Source organism: Tanticharoenia sakaeratensis NBRC 103193 (assembly GCF_000963885.1).
In the GTDB taxonomy this organism is placed as follows: Bacteria; Pseudomonadota; Alphaproteobacteria; order Acetobacterales; family Acetobacteraceae; genus Tanticharoenia; species Tanticharoenia sakaeratensis.
In genome coordinates this window covers 95064-115325 of the sequence record NZ_BALE01000048.1, presented here as the reverse complement: position 1 = coordinate 115325, position 20262 = coordinate 95064, and the positions used below count along the sequence as shown (strand labels likewise).

General features: G+C 65.6%; 21 protein-coding genes and 1 tRNA gene. 10 read left to right on the top strand and 12 right to left on the bottom strand.

Annotated elements, in window-relative coordinates; translation table 11 throughout:
• Positions 1-291: 291 nt before the first annotated feature.
• Positions 292-1638: an amidase gene (locus B8446_RS14090; protein WP_148506023.1), complete on the bottom strand. Its 1347-nt coding sequence runs from the start codon at positions 1636-1638 to the stop codon at positions 292-294.
• Positions 1639-1751: 113 nt separating this feature from the next.
• Between B8446_RS14090 and ggt the strand changes: the two genes are divergently transcribed.
• Together ggt and B8446_RS14080 are read left to right on the top strand one after the other, a co-directional pair.
• Entirely contained in the window at positions 1752-3344 is a 1593-nt protein-coding gene (ggt, locus tag B8446_RS14085) for a gamma-glutamyltransferase (protein ID WP_199484126.1), read from the top strand.
• Positions 3344-4342 (top strand): 2-hydroxyacid dehydrogenase, encoded by a 999-nt coding sequence (locus tag B8446_RS14080; RefSeq protein ID WP_241767796.1) that lies wholly within the window; start codon positions 3344-3346, stop codon positions 4340-4342. Before ggt ends, B8446_RS14080 begins: the two co-directional genes overlap by 1 nt.
• 66 nt (positions 4343-4408) lie before the next feature.
• Here B8446_RS14080 and B8446_RS14075 read toward each other — a convergent pair whose 3' ends face one another.
• From B8446_RS14075 to B8446_RS14055, 4 genes are all read right to left on the bottom strand, one after another.
• Positions 4409-4867 (bottom strand): DUF4126 family protein, encoded by a 459-nt coding sequence (locus tag B8446_RS14075; protein WP_048850662.1) that lies wholly within the window; start codon positions 4865-4867, stop codon positions 4409-4411.
• A gap of 590 nt (positions 4868-5457) precedes the next feature.
• Positions 5458-5961, bottom strand: a complete 504-nt coding sequence (locus B8446_RS14065) for a YciE/YciF ferroxidase family protein (protein WP_048850660.1) — start codon at positions 5959-5961, stop codon at positions 5458-5460.
• Positions 5962-6733: 772 nt separating this feature from the next.
• Positions 6734-8269, bottom strand: coding sequence for a GMC family oxidoreductase (locus tag B8446_RS14060; protein WP_048850658.1), 1536 nt, complete (start codon positions 8267-8269; stop codon positions 6734-6736).
• On the bottom strand, positions 8266-9414 hold the full coding sequence (locus B8446_RS14055) for a gluconate 2-dehydrogenase subunit 3 family protein (protein ID WP_048850656.1): 1149 nt from the start codon (positions 9412-9414) through the stop codon (positions 8266-8268). Before B8446_RS14055 ends, B8446_RS14060 begins: the two co-directional genes overlap by 4 nt.
• A gap of 179 nt (positions 9415-9593) precedes the next feature.
• On the opposite strand from B8446_RS14055, the gene B8446_RS14050 reads away from it, so the two are divergent.
• Complete coding sequence (locus B8446_RS14050) at positions 9594-10571, top strand: hypothetical protein (protein WP_048850654.1); 978 nt, start codon at positions 9594-9596, stop codon at positions 10569-10571.
• A gap of 38 nt (positions 10572-10609) precedes the next feature.
• Here B8446_RS14050 and B8446_RS14045 read toward each other — a convergent pair whose 3' ends face one another.
• Complete coding sequence (locus tag B8446_RS14045; protein WP_084712357.1) at positions 10610-11512, bottom strand: SPFH domain-containing protein; 903 nt, start codon at positions 11510-11512, stop codon at positions 10610-10612.
• Between the two features lie 433 nt (positions 11513-11945).
• Between B8446_RS14045 and hisG the strand changes: the two genes are divergently transcribed.
• The 7 genes from hisG to B8446_RS14010 all read left to right on the top strand — a co-directional run bounded on the left by hisG (position 11946) and on the right by B8446_RS14010 (position 16402).
• Positions 11946-12704, top strand: a complete 759-nt coding sequence (hisG, locus tag B8446_RS14040) for an ATP phosphoribosyltransferase (protein WP_084712356.1) — start codon at positions 11946-11948, stop codon at positions 12702-12704.
• On the top strand, positions 12701-14008 hold the full coding sequence (hisD, locus tag B8446_RS14035) for a histidinol dehydrogenase (RefSeq protein ID WP_048850652.1): 1308 nt from the start codon (positions 12701-12703) through the stop codon (positions 14006-14008). The genes hisG and hisD overlap by 4 nt, the downstream gene beginning before the upstream one ends.
• A 182-nt stretch (positions 14009-14190) precedes the next feature.
• Entirely contained in the window at positions 14191-14409 is a 219-nt protein-coding gene (gene infA, locus B8446_RS14030) for a translation initiation factor IF-1 (protein ID WP_023979930.1), read from the top strand.
• A 13-nt stretch (positions 14410-14422) separates the two neighbouring features.
• Complete coding sequence (locus B8446_RS14025) at positions 14423-15022, top strand: Maf family protein (RefSeq protein WP_241767795.1); 600 nt, start codon at positions 14423-14425, stop codon at positions 15020-15022.
• Entirely contained in the window at positions 15022-16098 is a 1077-nt protein-coding gene (locus tag B8446_RS14020; RefSeq protein WP_048850647.1) for a ribonuclease E/G, read from the top strand. Before B8446_RS14025 ends, B8446_RS14020 begins: the two co-directional genes overlap by 1 nt.
• Positions 16095-16298 (top strand): DNA gyrase inhibitor YacG, encoded by a 204-nt coding sequence (locus B8446_RS14015; protein WP_048850646.1) that lies wholly within the window; start codon positions 16095-16097, stop codon positions 16296-16298. Before B8446_RS14020 ends, B8446_RS14015 begins: the two co-directional genes overlap by 4 nt.
• A gap of 28 nt (positions 16299-16326) precedes the next feature.
• Positions 16327-16402, top strand: a tRNA-Phe gene (locus B8446_RS14010).
• A 188-nt stretch (positions 16403-16590) separates the two neighbouring features.
• Here the strand turns inward: B8446_RS14010 and B8446_RS16135 are convergent.
• The 6 genes from B8446_RS16135 to B8446_RS13985 are packed head-to-tail and all read right to left on the bottom strand — an operon-like array spanning position 16591 to position 20203.
• Entirely contained in the window at positions 16591-16857 is a 267-nt protein-coding gene (locus tag B8446_RS16135) for a hypothetical protein (RefSeq protein ID WP_148506022.1), read from the bottom strand.
• A complete protein-coding gene (locus B8446_RS14005; protein ID WP_148506021.1) occupies positions 16854-17744 on the bottom strand; it encodes a hypothetical protein in 891 nt (296 codons plus the stop codon). The genes B8446_RS16135 and B8446_RS14005 overlap by 4 nt, the downstream gene beginning before the upstream one ends.
• 38 nt (positions 17745-17782) lie before the next feature.
• Complete coding sequence (locus B8446_RS14000; RefSeq protein ID WP_148506020.1) at positions 17783-18184, bottom strand: hypothetical protein; 402 nt, start codon at positions 18182-18184, stop codon at positions 17783-17785.
• Positions 18181-18924 (bottom strand): hypothetical protein, encoded by a 744-nt coding sequence (locus tag B8446_RS13995; RefSeq protein WP_048850639.1) that lies wholly within the window; start codon positions 18922-18924, stop codon positions 18181-18183. Before B8446_RS13995 ends, B8446_RS14000 begins: the two co-directional genes overlap by 4 nt.
• A 15-nt stretch (positions 18925-18939) precedes the next feature.
• Positions 18940-19713 (bottom strand): terminase large subunit domain-containing protein, encoded by a 774-nt coding sequence (locus B8446_RS13990; protein ID WP_048850638.1) that lies wholly within the window; start codon positions 19711-19713, stop codon positions 18940-18942.
• On the bottom strand, positions 19706-20203 hold the full coding sequence (locus tag B8446_RS13985; protein ID WP_148506019.1) for a hypothetical protein: 498 nt from the start codon (positions 20201-20203) through the stop codon (positions 19706-19708). The genes B8446_RS13990 and B8446_RS13985 overlap by 8 nt, the downstream gene beginning before the upstream one ends.
• Positions 20204-20262: the final 59 nt, after the last annotated feature.

The following is a 20262-nucleotide window of genomic DNA, read 5'->3' as shown; positions in this document are numbered from 1 at the left end:
CCGCCGCAGGGCGAGACGCGCGGAATTCAGCTATTTCGATTTAGGTCGTCTGGGACGAACCTCCTGCGTTTCAACGACTTCGGACGGTCTGGGACCGGCATGCCGTCCGGAAAGAGTCACATAATGTGCGGCGCCGTACGTCGGGGGCTTATGTCGGGCCGGGGTGTGCTTGTGGGCATGACCTTTATGCGACATGGCAATTCTCCCTTGGTTGATTGCCACTTTTGCACGTGGGCGCGCCAAGGCAGGGCACAAGACCTGTCATAAAAAGACATGATATCGAAAAATGTCTCAGCGAAGAGCCGTCTCGATGGCGCCCGCAACGGCGAACAGGTCTTCGTCTCCGCCCTTCGCGCCGATCACGCTGAGGCCGACCGGCGCCGTGCCCGCCAGGTGGCAGGGCAGGGAGATCGCGCACAGATCGAGGATGTTCACGACCGTCGGATTGCGCAGCAGCAGAAGGTTCGTGGCGACATAGCGATCTTCGTCGGCTTCCAGCGCGGCAATCGTGGGCGCCACGATCGGAACCGTCGGCATCAGCAGGGCGTCGAACCCTGCCATGCGGGCAACGGCGGTCGCCATCAGCCGGGCACGGCCAGCCAGCAGGTCGATATAATCGACGGCCGACTGCTCCCCTCCGCGCAGGATGCGCTTCAGCACGAACGGATCGTATCGTTCCGGCATCCGCTCTACCAATGCGCGGTGCCACGTGAGTGATTCAGGTGCCGGAAAACCACCGCGTGCATTGAGCTGCGGCAGAGTGTTCAGTTCCGGAAAGGGGCAGGGGCGCAGATCGGCGCCACGGGCCGACAGGCGGGACAGCGTCCGCTCCCACGCCGCGGACACGTCCGCATCCATGCCGCCCAGCACATAATCCGTCAGCACGCCGAGCCGCAGACGATGGAGATCGGCTACCGGCGGATCGGCAAGGTCGATGTCCTGTCCGGCCATGGCCCTAGTTCCGAGGCGGGCGCAGGCGACGCTTGCGGCAAAGGCCCCGACCGTGTCCAGCGTCGTCGAAAGCGGTACCGTGCTCGTGCGCGGGATGAGCGCCTGCGTCGGCTTGACCCCGACCACACCGCACAGGGCCGCTGGTATCCGGCACGATCCCCCGGTATCGCTGCCGACCCCGAGCAGCGCCATGCCGTCCGAAACCGATACGGCAGCACCTGAAGAGGACCCACCCGGAATGCGCCGTTCGGCACGCGCGTACGGATTGGCGGGCGTGCCGTAATGCGGATTGATGCCGACGCCCGAAAACGCGAATTCCGTCATCACGGTGCGCCCGAGCGCGATCGCGCCCGCATCCGTCAGGCGTGCAATGGCCGGCGCATCGGCAGTCGCGGCCGGCGCATCCTCCAGCACGCGTGATCCGGCCTTCGTGACATGGCCTGCCTGGTCGAACAGGTCCTTCACCGAGACCGGAATGCCTGCAAGCGAGAGTTCGGCGCGGCCGGAATTTCGGCATGCATCCACCCGGTCCGCCTGCGCACGGGCACGACCGGTATCGACGCTCATGAACGTGCGCGCGCCTTCGCCCTGCGGATCGGCGATCCGGGCGAGACTGTCCTCGATCAGGTCGCGGGCGCGCAGGGATCCGTCGGCCAGCGCACGTGCGGTATGCAGCAGAGTCTTCATGCCGACCTTCCTGCCACGGGACATGCTTCCTGTCGCGTGGCGTCTGTGTTCGTGGCTATGCTCGCGCGATGCGAATCCCATGCGAGAAATCCCCGGTCACGGCCCGTCGCGGCATGCTCGTCGCCAATCAACCGCGTGCAGCGGCCGCCGGCGCGGACATCCTGGCATCCGGCGGCAACGCGGCCGACGCGGCAGTGGCGACATTGTTCGCGCTGTGCGTGGTGGAACCGATGATGGTGGGCATCGCGGGCGGCGGCCTGACCCATGTGCGCGCACCCAACGGCACGCATGTCGTCTTCGACGCGCTGTCCTGCGCGGGGGCTGCCATGCGCCCCGATCTTTACGAGCCCGAAGGGCCGGACTCGATGGACGTGCGCGGTGCCCTGAACCGGCTCGGTCCGTCCTCCGTCGCGGTCCCGGGAAATCTGGCGGGATGGTGCGCGGTGCATGCCCGCTTCGGGCGACTGCCGTTTGAAGATGTGGTCGCACCTGCGATCGCCCTGGCCGAGCGCGGATTTGCCGCGACCCCCTATCTTTCGGGCGCAGTGCTGGACGCGCAGGCCGATCTGGCGCGGGATCCGGTCCTGGCGCGCCTGTTCCTGCCGGATGGCACGCCCATTGCGGCCGGTGCACGCGTCGTGCAGGCCGAAGCGGCCGACAGCCTGCGCCTGATTGCGTCCGAAGGAGCGCACGCCCTGTATGGTGGTGCGCTTGGGACGGCGCTGATCGACGTGCTGGCAAAAAGCGACGCGCCGGGCAGGCTGATGCTGGACGATCTGCAACGCTACCGCGTGATAGAGCGTGCGCCCGTGATCGGCACTTATCGCGGATACGAGATCGTGGGTCCGCCGCCGCCTGCGTCATCGGGCGTGCATATCGTGCAGATGCTCAACATGCTCAGCTTCATGGACCCCGCACCGTTCGGCAGCCCCGAACAGGCGGTCCGTCTGGTCGAGGTCATGCGCGCGGCCTTTGCCGACCGGCGCCGCTACAGTGGCGACCCGGCGTTCGTGGACGTGCCGGTCGAGCGGCTGGTCTCGCTCGATCATGCCCGCGCCTGCATGGCAAGACCGCCCGATCGCCCCATGCCTTACGAGAGCGCGGATACGACCCATGTCACGGTGGCCGACGCGGACGGCATGGTCGTCTGTGCGACGCACACGATCAATGGACTGTTCGGCGCGCGTTTCGCCGTGCCGGGGACGGGAATCATCCCCAACAACTACATGTGCAATTTCGATCCCAATCCCGGCCGTGCCCTGTCGATTCAGCCCGGCAAGCGCGTGCCGACCTCGATGGCGCCCATGATGGTGCGACAGGACGGGCGCATGGCTTGGGCGCTCGGCCTGCCGGGTGGCACGCGCATTTTTCCGTCCGCCCTGCAGGCGATCGTCAACCTGATCGATCACGGCATGGATCTGCAGGAAGCGATCGAGGCGCCGCGCCTGTGGACCGACGGCGGTCCGGTCGAACTGGAGCGGGGGCTGGCGACGCTGGCGGATGGATTGGCCGCTTCCGGCAATGTGCCGCGCGTCGTGCCGCATATCGGCGGCGGCATGAACGCAATCGGATTCGGGGCCGATGGGTCGTTGACCGGGGCCGCCTGCTGGCGCGCGGACGGCGCGGCAATCGGTATCGGTGGCGGCCCTGCGCGGCCCGGTGTGCGGTTCTGGCCCGGTCAGGTGCCCGTGGAAGGACAGAAATAGTGACCGAATACTCTATCGTCATTCTGGATCCCCTGCCCGAGGCGTCGCTGGCGCGTTTTCGCGCGCAACTGCCCGACGGCTGGACGGCCAGTGCCGCGAAAAGTCGGTCGCCGGACGATCAGAGGGACGCAATCGCATCCGCGCCGTTCGCGATCACGGGCGATGCGCCCGTGACGGCCGCGCTGTTCGAGCACGGCGCACAGGCCGGGCTCCGCGCGGTGCACAAATGGGGCGTGGGGTATGATGCGATCGATCTTGAAGCCGCCCGGCGCTGCGGCGTGCACGTCCTGCGTACGACGGGCAGCAACGCCGTTCCGGTTGCGGAGACGACCGTCGGCCTGATGCTTGCACTCGGGCGCAATCTGGTCGCAGGCCACATGGGCCTGCAGGAGGGACACTGGCTGAAACCACAGCTTGCACCGCGATGCGGACTGTTGTCAGGCAAGACGGTGGGACTGATCGGTTTCGGTGCGATCGGGCAGTCGGTCGCACGGATGCTGTCCGGGTTCGGCTGCACGATCCTCTACACCAAGCGGACGCCGGTTCCGTCCGATGTCGAGACGGCCTTGAACGCGCGGTTCGTGGATCGCGAGACACTGATCGCGACGTCCGACATCATTTCGCTGCATTGCGCGTTGACGCCGGACACGAGCTGGATGATCGACGGCGCGGCACTCGCCCGCATGAAGCCCGGCGCCCTGCTGGTCAACACCGCGCGCGGTGGCCTCGTGGACGAGGCTGCAGTGGCCGAGGCGGTATCATCCGGCCATCTCGGCGGAGCGGCCTTCGATGTCTTTGCCGAGGAACCGGTCCCTCAGGATAATCCCTTGTGCCACGCAGACAGGATCGTGACGACGCCGCATATCGGCGGCACGGCGGCTGAAACCTATGCGGTCACGGTCCGCCGCATGATTGCCAACCTCGCGGCGATTGCTGACGAGCGCGCGCCGGATGCCGGGGACGTGCTGGTATTGTGCGGCGCGCACCGTCTTCGGTGATGGCGCCCGAGGCATCGTCCGACCCGATGATGCCGCCTGACCGGGGCGTGCTTTTTTGCAGGTATGTTATTCGCCCGATCTCTCGACCATTGTGATGACGCCGGCGGCGCTCAGGATTACGAGCATGTCCTCGACCAGCCCGCTCGGTGTCTGACCGTATTTCGGGATGAAGGCCATGCGGGCGCGCCAACCGGGATAGGACGCCACCACGGCCGTCACTCCGCCGACGCCGGCACCAAGCCAGCGTTGCCGACGCGGCGCCAGCACCGCGCCTGCGATCGCCGACGTGACGAAGCGGGCCGCAAGGCCGATGGGGACGATCCGATCGGGTGCCGTCTTCTGCTTGTCGCCAGCCAGTTCGGCGATCGCCAGAAGCGTTGCACCGACTGCGACCAACGGATGGGCCATGAATCCGGGCGTATCGTCTTCCGGCAGTTTGCCGCGTGCGGCCGCGATTGAAACCGCAGCCAGCGGTGTCATCGCGCGCTGGCCGCCGACGAGGCCCATCAAAAACGACGCAAGCATATCTTTCCTCCATCAGATGGTAGGAAGAGCGACATGCCGTCTTGCAAGTTCCCGAGCGGCATACGGCGAACAATGCAATCAGGGAGGCAAGACAGAGCATTCCGGCCTTGCCTTCGAAGCGCGGGCGGTTTCCGGAGCCATGATCGCGCTCTGGCTGGACGCCGTAGGCAGTCGGGCGGCGCGCCGGGAAAGTGACGATCGACAGGCAGGCGCGCTCAGATACGGCTCCGGGCGAGTGTCACAGGCAACCACTGGATGTCCGAAATTGATCGGGATGAACGCCCGGCGTTGACGCATGGCATGTTTCTGCGTGACCGCGCCGGGCTGTCTCGCCGTGCGGCGTTTATTGCGACGCGGACAGGCGTGACCGGCGAGCTGATGGTGCCAGCCATATCCGGGACGGCTCTCGTTGTGACAGAAGCCGAACCGGCTTCCGCCGTCTCAGGCTTTTCCCTCGATCCGCACATGCATGTTTCGGATGCATCCGGAACTTCCAGCATTGCAACCTGACAATCCCCGGTCGGATTGCGTCACCTGCATGATCGATCGGAGGATGGTCCGCCTCGGCTGGCGAGGCGGACCTTGAAACGTCATGCCGCGAGCGGATTGATGCTCTGTTCGGCCATCTGGGTCAGCCGTTGATCGGCTGCCTTCTCCTCCTCGAGGGTCTCGCGCAACAGGCTTGCGCAATCCGGACGCCCGAGCTGGGTCGCCCATGCCACCAGCGTTCCGTATCGCGCGATTTCATAGTGTTCGACGGCCTGTGCCGAGGAAATGATGGCGGCATCCAGGACGCTGTTGTCCGCGACCTCTCCCGATACTTCATCTGCTTCGTCGATGATCCCGTCGATCGCAGGACATTTTACCGTTTCGACCTGCGCGTTATACATCTGGAACACCTTTTCCAGACGTTCGACATGGTGTCCCGACTCATCGAGATGGTGTTGCAGCCCGTTCTTGAGCTCCGGCGATGACGCCTTGTCGATCATGTTCGGCAAGGCCTTGATAATACGCCTTTCCGCATAGAGGACGTCTTGCAGTTGATGAACGAACAGATCGTTCATCGACTCGATGTCTTTGGAAAAGAGGCCCATGATTGCGCTCCTGTGCAATGCTCAGGGTTGCAGTGTCCTCACACTGGGCATGCGATATGCCGCTACGAACCATCGTCATGCAGGACCGCCGTTTAAAGGGTTGCCGCTGCATGAGCGAAAAATTTCCTGAACGCACGCTTCCGGATATTCTCCGCGAAGATCGCGATGACGCGCCGATATGGCGCATCCACATGCCAGGGATATGGTCTGCCGTAAGGCGCCTGAGACGGGTCCACGCGCGATGGCAACCTTCCGATGCGGGAAAAGTGGCATGACAGGAAGAAGTCGCAGGATAGTTTCCATGCGCCATAGGCCACAGAGGTGGGGCGGCCCTTGCGCGTTCGTCTGTCTGGAGCAAGTTTAGCGCTTCGACGAATGCGCGTGGCCTTCAGGATGTCGGATATGAGCCTGCGAATCTTGTAAGAGAAAGCCGAAAAGCATCGAATTTCGGTCGGACAAGAATGTCGGCCATAGACGCCTGTCATTCGAATATCAGACAGGCAGAGAACTGCGTAAATTCCTGTCTGTGACGGGAAAATGAGCACCACCAGATGAATCGTGGTGGCGACCGCACATGGCGCCCATGGCAGAGGCGCCGTCGATTTTTTTCACGCTGAAATGCGGCAGAGGGCGCGAAAATCGTGGCGCAACCTGACCTGCGCGGATTTGGGAGACCTCGCCCCGGGCAGGCGTTGAGAACGCGGTGCATTCTGCGTTCCAGTCATCGCCAGTGCCTGTCCGGAGAGCTTTCCGAAGCCCGCGTGCCCTTCGCCTATGACTGCTGTATCGCCTGCGCCGTGCGCAGGCTGAGCGCCATGATGGTCAGGGCCGGATTGGCCGCGGCCGCCGACGGGAAGATCGAATGATCGCAGATCCAGAGATTGTCGATATCGTGACTGCGACCATGCGGATCGACGACGGACGTCGAGGCGTCGGTGCCCATGCGGCACGTACCGATCATGTGTGCCGCGCGATCCGCCGCCCAGATATCGCGCGCGCCCGCCGCTTCCCAGATCCGCGTCATGACACGGGTCGCATGGTTGTGCATTGCGATTTCGTTGGGACCATAGCTGTGGTCGATACGCGGCTTGGGAAGACCCATTGCATCCCGCTCCGCCGACAGCGTCACGCGGTTTTCCGGACGCGGCAGGCACTCACCGTTGATGCCCAGGCCCGCCACGTGATTGTAATGCCGCAGATAACGCGTCAGCCCCGGGCCCCAGAGGCCCCGCGCACGGGCGACGAGACTGCCCCATGTGGCCGGCATCATGCCGAGAGACTGCATCAGATAGCCGCCGACGAAATCCGCGTCCGCAGGCCGCATCATGTCTTCCGTGATGAGCGCCGACGGATAGCCGTGATTGGGGCGCGTTTCCTCGTCGAACGTGCCCCATACCTGCGTCGAGACATGCGTCATGTAATTGCGGCCGACCTGATCGGACGAATTAGCAAGCCCCGTGTGCAACAGCAGACGCGCGGTCTCGACGGCACCGGCCGCCAGAACGAGCGCGCGGCAGGCCTGACGCTTCTCGACGCCGCCTTCCACATAGATCACGGCTTCGACACGGCCGCGCCCGTCGAGCACGATCCCCGTCGCCATGCAGCCCGGGCGGATGTCCGCGCCATGCGCGCGTGCGACCGGAAGATACGTGTTGTGTACACCGGATTTCGCGTCGTTCCGGCAGCCCTGATGGCACGCGCCGCAGTTGACGCACGCATGACGCACGCCGAATTCCGGCTGGTCCCGCTCGGCCGTGATAACGGCAGCCGGCGCGTCCTTGCAGGTGATCCCAAGGGTTTCACACCCGCGTGCCATGATCTGCGCAGGCGCGTTGCGGGTTGGCGGCGCATAGGCATAGGTGCGCGGAACGCCCCAGGGGTAGGGTGTCGGGCCCGAGACGCCGATCTCCGCTTCCACACGCGCGATCCACGGCATGAGCTCGTCGGCCCCGAACGGCCAGTCCACGCCCTTGCCGGTTTCGCTGTGCAGCGTGAAGTCGCGTGGGTCCATGCGCGGCATGAACGCGCCATAATGCAGCAGCGATCCGCCGACACCCGTGCCGCTGTTGTTGCCGCCGAAGGCCTGCGGGGTCTCGCCGCCTGAAAGACGCTCATGCAGCCAGTAGATTTCGCTCGCTGTCGGCTCGTCCGGCGTGAAGCGCTTCGGCTCGAAAGACGGGCCGGCTTCGAGAGCTACGACGCTGCGTCCGGCCTGTGCCAGTTCGGCAATTAGCGGCGCACCGCCGGCGCCGGTCCCGATGACGACGACATCGACGGCCTCGCGGTTGTCAAATCCCGCCGCGCTCATGCGACGTCTCCGCCGAGAGAGGCGCGTCCGGTCGGTTCCCAGTCCGCACGCTGGCCAAGCCCGATTTCGGCAAAGCCCTGATGCACGGGATCTCCACCATTGGCGATGCTGTCGATACCGAGGCGGCCCATCGTCGCGGGATGCGTGATGAAAGTCTGCACGCAGTCCGCCCGCAGGTCAGTGAACCAGAGCTGCATCTGCGCTGCCGACAGCCCTTCGGCTTCAAGGGTGCCGTCCGAGGCACGGGTCAGGAGATCGTCCTGTGCTGCCGCATCGACGACCACGAAGGGGCCGCCGTTGCGGGCCATCGCGGCCCGGTCGAGCGTGTGCAGCGCCTGCTCGTAGGCCTGCGCATCAGGCGGCAATTCGGCAAAGCGCCAGCCGTCGCCGGTCGTGGCCAGACGGGTGTCGATACGGGCGGCAAGGTCGATCGGATCGGTGTCGAACACGCCCTCCTGCGGCAGAACGCGCAGTGTGGCCGCACGCAGGATCGCAAGCGCTTCCGGCGTCAGCGCCTTTGGGGCATATGCCTGGAAATCGGGCTTCGCGCGCTGTTCCATCACTTCACGCGTGCGCTGCGAGACGTGGTCGGAGGCAAGCAGGGCCGCGAAGGCCGGGTCGATTGCAGGCCCGGTCTCGATCGGTCCGGTATCGGTCATCAGGATCTCCGAAAATGCTGCGCCGATGGCCTTTCCATGACGCAGGATCAGGGTGTCGTCAGGCCCGTCATGGGCCAGCAGCCGCCCGTATGGCAGGTGAGGCATGAGCCGCGCGCGCAGCGTCTCGGGGCTGCTCGGTGTCTCGCCGTGAACGGCGACGACGAGCGTCGGCAGTCCGACCATGTCGGGCCGCGCGGCACCCTGGGCCATGACAGGCGCCAGAAGCAGAAGGGCACGCGGTGCGATACCGGCCTCGATCAGTTTATCCGTCAGGATCATGGCGGCCGCCGCATCCGCGCCGGCAGCCGCCAACGCGAACGCATCACCATTGGCGGCCGCTGCCCGCGCGGCCTCCACGGTTTCCGCCAGATGCAGCATCGGATTCGGGGAGATGTGGGCGGCGAGCGTGCCCCAGTCCGGACCGCGCCGGCCGGCTGGCTGAAGGCAGATCAAGGTGAGCGGCAGGGCAGGTTCGGAGGCGGCCATCTAGTCGTCCCTACTGGAGCATGCCCCGGCTAACAAGAATCGCAGGGCGCGGGTTCCCGCCGGATGTCCCGTGATGTCGATCGGCAGGCGTCATCTCCCTGAAGGGGCACGTGACAGAACGTTGTCTTTCCGATTTGTGTGGGGCTGGTGTGAATGCAGTCTTGCTCCGGAGAAGAACAGTGCGCCGTATCGCCATCTTGTTGACCGGGACATGCCTGTTCCTCTTGCCGGCAGCGGCTGCGACATCGGACGAAACCCTCGTTCCGACCGACTACGAGGCCGGGCATTTCATCGCTGTTCCCAAGACATCCCGTGGTGTGCCGCTGCGCCTGATGGTCGATACGGGCGGCGGGGGTGGCAATGGCATGTTCCTGCTCACGGCGGACGCGGTGCGCCGCGCAGGACTGGTGCCTCGCTCCTGTGCCGATGGCGCGCCTGCCGTATCGGTCGTGCCTGCGTCGATGTTCGATGTGACATCCGGTCTCCCGGTCAGCATGCATGCAGGAGCGTGTCATGCCCCGGCGATGGTGCTTTCGGACAAACTCGGTCTCGCCGGAGACGGCCTGCTCGGCGCTGGGTATCTGAGCACGTTCGAGGCCTGGCATTTCGATTATCCCGCACACCGCCTGTCGGTCGAGCCGCCGCAGTGGATGCCGCCCGAGGTGCCATTCATCCCTCTTGGATTTCCGCGAGACGCGGCGGGGAAACGCAATGCGCCCTATCCGAGCGTCAGCATGACGGTCGACGCGCAGCAGATCGCCATGCTGCTGGACACGGGTGCGACGGCCATGCCGACACTGGCGGGCGAGGGCGTGGCGCATACACCTCAGGTCCATGGCGAAGGCACGACATCCTACATCACGACCAGCATCATGAATGAATGGCACCGCCGCCATCCCGACTGGCGGATCGTGCCGGATGGCGATGGTCTGTTTCATACACGGCTGATCGAGGTGCCAAAGGTGACGTTCGGACCCTATACGGTCGGTCCGGTCTGGTTCACCGAACGGCCGGACAGGAATTTCGGCACGTCCGGCATGGGAGAGTGGATGGATCGCGAGATCCATGGCGCGATCGGGGCCAATATCCTGAGCCATTTCGACATGGTGGTCGATTACGGGCGGTCGCGGCTGGTTCTGTTGCACGGGCCGGTCTGACAGACCGGCCACATGCCGCTTGCGGCCGGCGATCGCGCTCAGGCCCCGCTCTTGTCCGCTGCCGCCTGCATGGCCACCGACGTCGCCGCAAGATTGGCCATGCTGTCAGCCATGCTTGTCGGCAGCAGGATCGTCGTGCCGCGGTCCTTGTTCATCTCGTAGATCCGGTTGATCTGCAGCAACTGCAGCGCGGTCGGCGAGGCATCGTAGGTCTTGGCGGCCTCGGCGAGTTCGAGGGCCACGGCCCGCTCGGCGGCTGCCAGCGTCACTCGTGCCGCCCGTTCGCGCTCGGCCTGCGCCTGACGGCTCATTGCGTCCTGCAGATTGGCCGGCAGGGTCACGTCGCGGATCTCGACCGACTGGACCGTGATGCCCCAGGCAGCGATCTTTTCGGCAATCAGCGCGCGCAGTTCGTCATCAATGCGCCGCCGGTCCTCCAGCAGGCTGGCCAGGTTCATGCTGCCGACCACTTCGCGCAGCGTGGTCAGCGCGACCAGCTCGACGGCGTCGGCATAATCGTCGAGCTGGGTCACGGCATGCATCGGGTCATGCACGATCCAGAACACCACGGCATCGACGTCGATCGGGGTCGTATCGCGGGTCAGGGTCCGTTCCGTATGGACCGGGATCGTGCGGATCCGGCCATCCACGATGCTGGCGATCTGATCCACGAAAGGCACGATCAGGAACAGGCCGGGTCCATAGACGCCCCTGATCCTGCCCAGACGCAGGACGACCGCCCGCTCCCAGGTGCGGCACATGCGGATGCCCAGAACAGCCGCGATCGCGATCAGGCCCCATGGAACGGCAACCCAGGGCGCACGGGCCGGTCCTGCGAATGCAAGCGATGCCCACGCCGCAAGCCCGCAGAGAACCACGATCCCGCCGGATGCGGGATTGAAGAGGCCCGATGAATCGGACCGGCTACGACGTGACGCCATCGGTAAATCTCCTGGGCGACATGATCTGACGCTCTCGTGCGACAGCACCGGGGGATCGAGTGCACCCGCGCGCACGGACATGAAGCGGGCTTGCAAACCGGCAGGCGACGGTGGATTTCGACCGCGCCGGCAACCCGGGCCCGGATCTTTGACGAAGCGGGCCGGCTGGATCGTGCGGTCTGCGGATGACAACGCAGACAGCCCTCGTTTGGTGCACGGGCAACGACGGGCCCGTCGGCATGCAGGACACGACAGAGTGCGGCCCTGTACGGCACCGCACATCGTGGTGCCGGACGCGCGATGACCTGTGATTGTCCCCCTGTCCGAGATGCCGCGGGCCGCCATGCATGACTGTCAGGGCCGCATCGGGCCGGTGCCGCCTGTTCGGAGGCGGGGTTTGCATGGTATGGCGTCGGCCGCCCGAGGAAGAACGATGACCGATATCCTGACGCACAGTGCGACCCGACCGAGCCCGACGGACGAAAACGTGAGCGACGCGCCGCTGGTGCTGGCGCTGCCGAAAGGCCGCATTCTCAAGGCGCTGGCGCCTGTCCTGAAGCATACCGGACTGTCGCCGAGCGCGGATTGTCTGGACGAGAGCAGCCGCAAGCTGCGCTTTCCGACGGCGCATCCGGGTATCGACGTCGTGCGTGTGCGCTCCTTCGATGTGGCGACGTTCGTGGCCTATGGCGGTGCGCAGATCGGTGTCTGTGGCGCGGACGTGCTGATGGAATTCGATTATCCGGACATCTATGCGCCGCTGGATCTGGGCATCGGCGGCTGCCGCGTCTCGGTCGCGCGTCCGCACGGCATCTCGGACGCGGAGGAGGATGACATGACCGCGCGCGCCTCGCGCATCCGCGTTGCGACCAAGTATCCCAACATCGCGCGCCGTCATTTCGCCTCGCGCGGGATCAACGCCGACATCGTGCATCTCAATGGCGCGATGGAACTGGCCCCCAATCTGGATCTGGCGCAGGTGATCGTCGATCTGGTCGATACCGGATCGACGCTGAAGGCCAACGGCCTGCGCGAGACCGAAGTCATCGCGCAGGTGACGTCGCGCCTGATCGTCAACCGGGTCGCGCTCAAGACCCGGCCGGAAGAGATCGGCGCCCTGATCGCCCGGTTCCGCGATGCGGTAAGCGCGGGCTCCCGTGACGCGGTGCGCGCCGAGGGGGGGCTGTCATGAGGCGGCTCGACGCCCGCGCCGCGGATTTCGAGGCGGGCTTCGCCGCCCTGCTCGACGCCCGCGCACCGGATGAGACCGGGGTCGGGGCGCCTGTCCGCGAGATTCTCGCGGCTGTCCGCGCGGAAGGCGATACGGCCTTGTGCCGCTATACCGAGCGGTTCGACCGCCTGGCACTCACGCCCGACGCCCTGCGTGTGACGCCCGATGAGATCACGCAGGCCTATGAAAGCACGACGCCCGAGCTGCTGGATGCGCTGAAGCTCGCGGCCGCGCGGATCGAGGCGTTTCACCGCGCGCAGCTGCCGTCCGACCTGAAATACACCGACGAGGCCGGTCTGACGCTCGGCATGCGCTGGACCGCCCTGGACTCGGTCGGCCTGTATGTGCCGGGCGGCAAGGCGGCCTACCCCTCGTCCGTGCTGATGAACGCGCTTCCGGCGAAGGTCGCAGGCGTTGCGCGGATCGCCATGTGCGTGCCGACGCCGGGCGGCGTGCTGAACCCGCTGGTTCTGGCTGCGGCAAGGGTGGCAGGCGTCGACGAAATCTATCGGGTCGGCGGCGCGCAGGCCGTGGGCGCCCTGGCCTACGGAACGGCGACGATCGCGGGCGTGGACCGGATCGTGGGGCCGGGGAACGCCTATGTCGCCGAGGCCAAGCGTCAGGTCTTCGGCCATGTCGGCATCGACAGTATCGCGGGACCCTCGGAAGTCGTGGTGGTCGCGGACGGCAGCAACGATCCGTATTTCACGGCGCTCGACCTGCTGGCCCAGGCCGAGCATGACGAACTGGCGCAGGCCGTTCTCATCACGGACGATGCGGCGTTCGGTGACGCGGTGGCCGCCGCCGTGGACGACGTGCTCAAGACCCTGCCACGCGCGGCCATCGCCGGGCGGTCCTGGGCGGATCATGGCGCGGTCGTGATCGTGTCGGACTGGGGGCAGGCGGCCTCGATCGTCGATCGTCTGGCGCCGGAGCATCTTCAGGTCATGACGGCCGATCCGGAAGGCTTCGCGGCAACCGTGCATCATGCCGGCGCGATCTTCATGGGGCGGTTCTGCCCCGAAGCGGTCGGCGATTATGTCGGCGGTCCGAACCATGTCCTGCCGACCAGCCGGACGGCGCGGTTCGCCTCCGGGCTTTCGGTGTTCGACTTCCTCAAGCGCACGACGACGATCGCCGCCAGCGAGGATGCGCTGCTGCGCGTCGGTCCCGCCGGTGTCGCGCTAGCGCGGGCGGAGGGGCTGGATGCCCATGCGCTCAGCCTGTCGGCCCGGCTCGATGCGCTCGGCTGGAACGGCGGCTGATCGCGACGATACGAAGGGAACTCGCGCGGCTTTCTGCGGTAAAGCTTGACGAACTGCCGCGCAGTCCGCACATAACCGCCCTCTCGCTTTCAGATTATCCGCGCGTCCGGCCCCGGGGCAGGCAGTCCGCGCATGCGCTTCACTTTCCGCGCCCGAACTCATAGCCCCACACGAAGGACACAATGTCTAAAGAAGACATGATCGAATTCAGCGGCACCGTCACGGAACTGCTGCCCAACGCGATGTTTCGCGTGACCCTCGACAACGAGCACACGATCCTGGCCCACACCAGCGGCAAGATGCGCAAGAACCGCATCCGCGTGCTGGCCGGCGACCGCGTCAACGTCGAGATGACGCCTTATGACCTGTCGAAGGGTCGCATCACCTTCCGCTTCAAGTAAGGTCGCAGAGTCGATGCGCCGCCCGGCGCTGATCCTCGCCTCCGCATCGCCCCGGCGTTCCGAACTGCTCGCCCAGATCGGTCTGGTGCCGGACAGGATCGCCCACCCCGATATCGATGAACGTGCACGCCCCGGCGAGCTGGCGCGCCCCTGCGCCCTGCGTCTGGCGACGGAGAAGGCACGCGCGGTCGCCGAGCGGACCGACGAGCCGGCCCTCGTGCTGGCCGCCGATACGATCGTGACCGTCGGGCGCCGGATGCTGCCCAAGGCGACCGACGCCGACAGCGCGCGGGCCTGCCTGTCCCTGATGTCGGGGCGGCGGCATACCGTCGTCACGGCTATCGCGCTGTGCCCGAGTGCGGCCTTTCCCGAAGGCCGCAAGGCGAGCCGCGTCGTGGAAAGTGCCGTGACGTTCCATCGCCTGACGGATGCGCAGATCGCAGCCCTGATCGAAAACGGCGACTGGTCGGGCAAGGCTGGCGGCTATGCCATCCAGGGCGCCGCAGCCGCCCATATACGCTATCTCGGCGGCAGCCACTCGGCTGTCATGGGCCTGCCCCTGTTCGAAACGGCGCAGCTGCTGCGCGGCCAGCCGGGCCAGTTCCTGGTCTGATGCGGATCCTCGCCGCGTGCAGCCCCGGCGAGGTGCGCATCGCAGTCGAACGTGATGCGGCGCTTGCGGACTACGTCATCTGGCGCCCGGGCGCGCCGGACGGGATCGGCGACGTGTTTTCCGGCGTCGTGCAGACCTGCGCGCCCGCGATGGGCGGCGCGTTCGTCACGCTTCCGGGCGAGCGATCCGGTTTCCTGCCAACCAGGGAAATGCTGACCGAGGGCATGCGCGTGGTCGTGCGTGTGAGCCGCGCGGCACAGGGCGGCAAGGGCGTGCGTCTGATGCGCCTGGACGAGCCGCCGGGCGACGCATTGGCGTTGTTGCGGCGTGGCCCGTCGCCGCTGGAACGACTTGCCGAACAGTATCCGGATGCGGAGATCGTCGTCGACGCTGCCGCCGTGATCGCGACCCTGCCGCGTGTCTTGCGGCCTCGCATCGTGCGCAGTGCCGCGGCGTTCGATGCCGCGACCGATGCCGAGGTCGAGGCGCTCGGCGCACCGGACGTCATGCTCCCGGGCGGCGTGCGCGCGACGATCGAGCCGACGAAGGCGCTGGTCGCGATCGATCTCGACTGGTCGGACGATACCGGCCGGGGCGGCGCGCAGGCCCAGTTCGCGGCCAATGCGGCAGCGCTGCCCGTGCTTGCGGCCCAGATCCGCCTGCGCAACCTCTCGGGCGCAATCCTGATCGATCCGGCGGGGCTTGGCACGCGCAAGCGGCAGGCGCTGGCAACGCCGATGCGCGCGGCCCTTGCGGACGATCCACTGTCCCCGGAATGCCTCGGTGCGACCGCGCTCGGCCTGCTGGAAATCGTGCGCCCGCGCGTGCGGCCGCCGTTGCATGAGATGCTACACAGCCCACATGGTATCGGTCTGGATGCCCTGCGCCGCATACTGCGCGAGCACACTGCCAGAAACGGCACGGGAGCGCCCACATTCCGGGCAGCGCCATCGGTGGTCCGGGCACTCGAGGCCGATCCCGATACGCTCGCGGCCTTCGCCACGGAGTATGGCGCACCCTTGCGTCTGCTGCCCGATCCAGATTGTTCGATGTCCCGATGGAGTTTCGCGCCATGAGCCAGGCACGCTGCCCGATCTGCAAGCGCCCCACCGATCCTGCATTCCGTCCCTTCTGCTCCCAGCGCTGCGCCGATGTCGATCTGGGCCGCTGGTTCGGCGGTTCCTACCGCGTGCCGGCGACCCGTCCGGACGATATTGCCGAGGCGATGCAAAAATCCGCACCTGCCCGGCTTGATCCCGACAACGACGTGGGCTAATCCCACCCAGCGCCGCACAGCGCCCGGTGCCCAAGTAGCTCAGTTGGTAGAGCATGCGACTGAAAATCGCAGTGTCGGTGGTTCGATTCCGCCCTTGGGCACCATTTTTCTCAAAAAATCAGTGTAATAACAGAGACTTAGCGCTCTGGCGGCAAAGTCCGCCCGCCACTGCGCCCCTCTTGACGACCGATCTAGCCGGGGCCGTAGGGACGCTGTAAGAGACACTTACTAGCTTTTCAGAGCCTCTGTATGCGGCGTGCTATTCGGCAGCTCGGCAGGCAAATCCATTATCTCAGGGTTGAGGATCGCAGGGGGGCGTTTCGGGCGGGGCACGATAGACCGCATAAAACGCTGTTGCTGATTTGGACATCACGTCGAGGAACCGCTCGATGTCAGCCGGATATGCCCCGATCCCCTGAAGGCGAGCGCGGTTGAAGGACACCAGACCTTCAAGGTCCGCCTGCATCTGGCCGCTCTCCAGGTGGGCAAAGTCCCTTCCGATCTGCTCGCCCCATTCGGTGGGGTCAGTGTAAATCCTACGGTCTGCAGGTCCGATCATGAATGCACCAGCGGGTCGGTCTGCGTGCCCCCTCCTGCCGTCGTTGCATTACGGTTCGCCCGGTTGACGAGAGCGCCGGCATCGGCCGCCGCTGACTGGATCTGCGCGTTCTGCGCCATGGCCAGTAAACTAGCCGCCGAACCGTCGAACTGGATGTTCTCGAGGTTCTGGCCCGTTGCCTGGATTGCCGTCGTCAGGCTGTCACCGGCCGCGCTCAGGTTGTCTTGCAAGGTTGCGAGCCCAGCCGGAGCGGAGCCGAGGTCTGTGCCTGCCGTCGTGACGGCTTGCGCCTGTTCCAGGGCATTCTGAGCTTTCGCCACGACTGATCCCGCTCCGACCAGGTTAGCAATCGGCGTCACCTGCCCGATGACCGTCTGCGCCTGCCCGGTGAAGTCGCTTGCCGTCTGCGAGATATTGCCCACCGCTCCGGCGAGCGAGGTGAGGGCAGTCCCGATGTCGTTGCCGACTGATTGTGACTGCTCCTTCGTTGTGGCTGGCACCTTGTTGCGTGCCGTTTCCTGCCGTTCGAGTGTCAACCGGTACGGGATCACCGCGCCCTTGGACTGGTAGGTATACTGGTAGGCCGCGACGAACACGCGCCACGACAGCCCGGCGACCGAGAACGTAACAGGAAGGCCCTGCTTGCGGATGCCTTCCAATTCCTGGGCGCGGGCGTAGGCATAGGGGCCGACGAAATAGCCATGCAGTTCCAGCCGATCAGGGTCGTTGCCTGCGACATCGATCAGTTCCTCGCCACCCGGGAGCCTGTGGATAACAAGCTTCTGCTGGCCGCCGACCGTCAGTTCCGAAGGCACCTCCATGCCCGTCAGAGACACGGTGCCAACGATGACGGGATCACTTGCGCTGATATTGGCAATCGCGCCCACGGCCGCCGAGAAGTTTAGAGTTCCGGACATGCTGCCTCTCAGTGAACGATCTGCCAGCGCGCGCCGACACGCGGGGTCGTGGAATTGCGGGGGATGAACGGATATCCGGCATCGTTGACGGCCGGGTTCTCGGCCATGGCCTGCAAGGCCGGGTCATCTCGCAGGTCAAGCGGCGCATAGGGGGGATTATCACCCTCGGTGACAGGGTGGGCGAACTGCACACAGCGGCTTGCGGCACCGGTGAAGTCGAGCGGGCCGGCGTTGCCCGCGCCGTGCCGCATCATCATGCGCATGCAGTGGGCGTCGGTCGTACCAGGCATGCGACCGCTCCACGCGACGCAACCGGAGAGGGACAGCAGGGCGAGGCAGAGGGCAGCAGGCTTGCGCATGGCGCGACGGTAGTACGGGGTTGACCAGGGTACAAGACAGATCATCGTCATCGTCCCATGAACCCGGCATATGCAGTGGTGTAGCGTGCAGGCTGCGGTCGGTTGTCAGCGCCCCAGATAGCGAGTGCCGTTGCGAGCACCAGATCGTCGTGCAGACCTTCGCGCCACGCTTCCATGGTCTCGTTTCCGTGGACCGTCTTCTTCACGCGGAAGCCCTGCAACTCGGCCCGAAGGGCGTTTGATGCGTCAGCCTGACTGGTCAACTCCAGACGATCCTCAGCCAACGCAATGTCGAGCGCGGACGCCAGCACCGACTTCGGCACGTTCACATCCTGGCCTGAGATACGGTTTACGCGGCTCCCGCCCGTGATGCTGACCCCGGTCAGCCGCAGCCCAGCCTCCCGCATGGCATCGACCACGGGCGCGCCCACGCCGGTCTTGTCGACGAACAGGGCCGCGTCATCTTCCTGCGTCGGCAACTGGTGGATGACTTTCTGCACCGATCGTCCGATTTCGGGATAAGGCGTGCCCCGTGGGTAACGATGCACGTTCACGACGCGGTAGCGGTGCGTTGGAATACGCCGCGTGACCTGCGCCAGAGCCTCGAACTTCGCCCGCTGCCAGCGAAGACGTTCACATGCCCAGATCTCGGCAACGCACAGTGCCGTGAAATCCTGGCTTTTGCCGAGGTCGAGGCCGACGACATACCCGGTCAGGCGTCCGGCTGTGATTTCCGAGCGATCCTCGGCCCATTCCGAACCTTGAGCATGTGTCGTGTTCCAAAAGCCCATGATGAGGGGGCGTCCTCAAAAAGCGAGTTGCAGGAGCGGAACATCGCGGGAAAACGCCCGCTCGATTGCCGCATCGGAGAAAAACTGATCGTCGGCCTCGACAAATTTGCAGTAGAATTCCTGCCGGAATTTCCACGGTCCGTATTCCGACCGCATCTCGTCGATGTAGTCGGCGCTGATCCGGCTGACCTGATCTGCGGTGACGCTCTCGCGCTGCCATTTTGACGAAAGTCCAGCCCAGGCATGATAGAAGTGACCACGCTTGCCGTTCGGCGTGCTCATCAGGACCAGACGCCCGTTGCTGGTGGCCAGCATCGGCAAAAATGCTTCGTACAGCTCGTCACTGACGAAGGCTGCCTCGTCCTCGACAATCAGGCTGGGAGCGGAATAGCCTCGGATGCTGTCGCCGTCGCCCGGCAGGGACACGATGCGCGAGCCGTTCAGCAACTTCAACTCGGTGGCTGCCTCTTTCACAAGGTTTGGAGGCTGCTGCATCGTGTTGATGTGCCCGTGGATCTTCGCCAGAAGCTCGGAACTCTGCCGCTGCGCCTTCGAGAACAGGAGAATGAGGGCGCGCGGCTGATAAATGGCCGTGTGCAGTGCCAGAACGGCTGTCGTGCTCGTCTTGCCCGCCTGCCGGGTGCAGTTCAGCAGAATGCGCCGACTGGGCGAGCGCAGGACATCGGCTTGCCAGGCGTCCGGGACAAACCCCAACCGCTCGACCGAGAACGCCACGGGGTCCAGTGCATGCCGCAGTTCCCGTGCGATGTCCCCGGGTGCGTCAGTCACTGGTGACGCCTTCCAGCGCCTTCACGACAGCCTGCCGCGCATCCGGAAAAGGCATGAGCGCTGCCATGATGTTCGTCTGCACGGACACCCAGGCGGGCGCATTGAAGACGTTGATGACCGTTCCCGGTCTGCTGCCCTCGCCTGACAGGCGCGCGAGACTGTCCAGCACGCCTCGGGCCTCGCGGATCGCCGCGATGGCAGTGCGCAGGTCGCCGCTGTCTTCTGCCTTGTCGAGCAATTCCATGGCACGCTCGCGCAGCTCGTCCATCTGTCCGACCAGGCCGACCGCCTCCCCGACTTCCTCGCGGGTCAAGCCCTCGGCTTTCTGGATGCGTGGCATCAGATGGTTGTTGCGATGGCGCTCGAGGCTCTTTTCACCGACGCCGGGAATGGCCTGTGCGACCTCCCGCATGCTCAGGGTCGGATTGACCAGCAGACGGTCGATGTCGCGGCGCCGGGGATGCGTGCAGATGGAGCAGACGCGACCCATTTCAGGCGCTCCCGATAACGTCGAATTTGAGCGCCCGGACGATTGGATAAAGGGGGGAA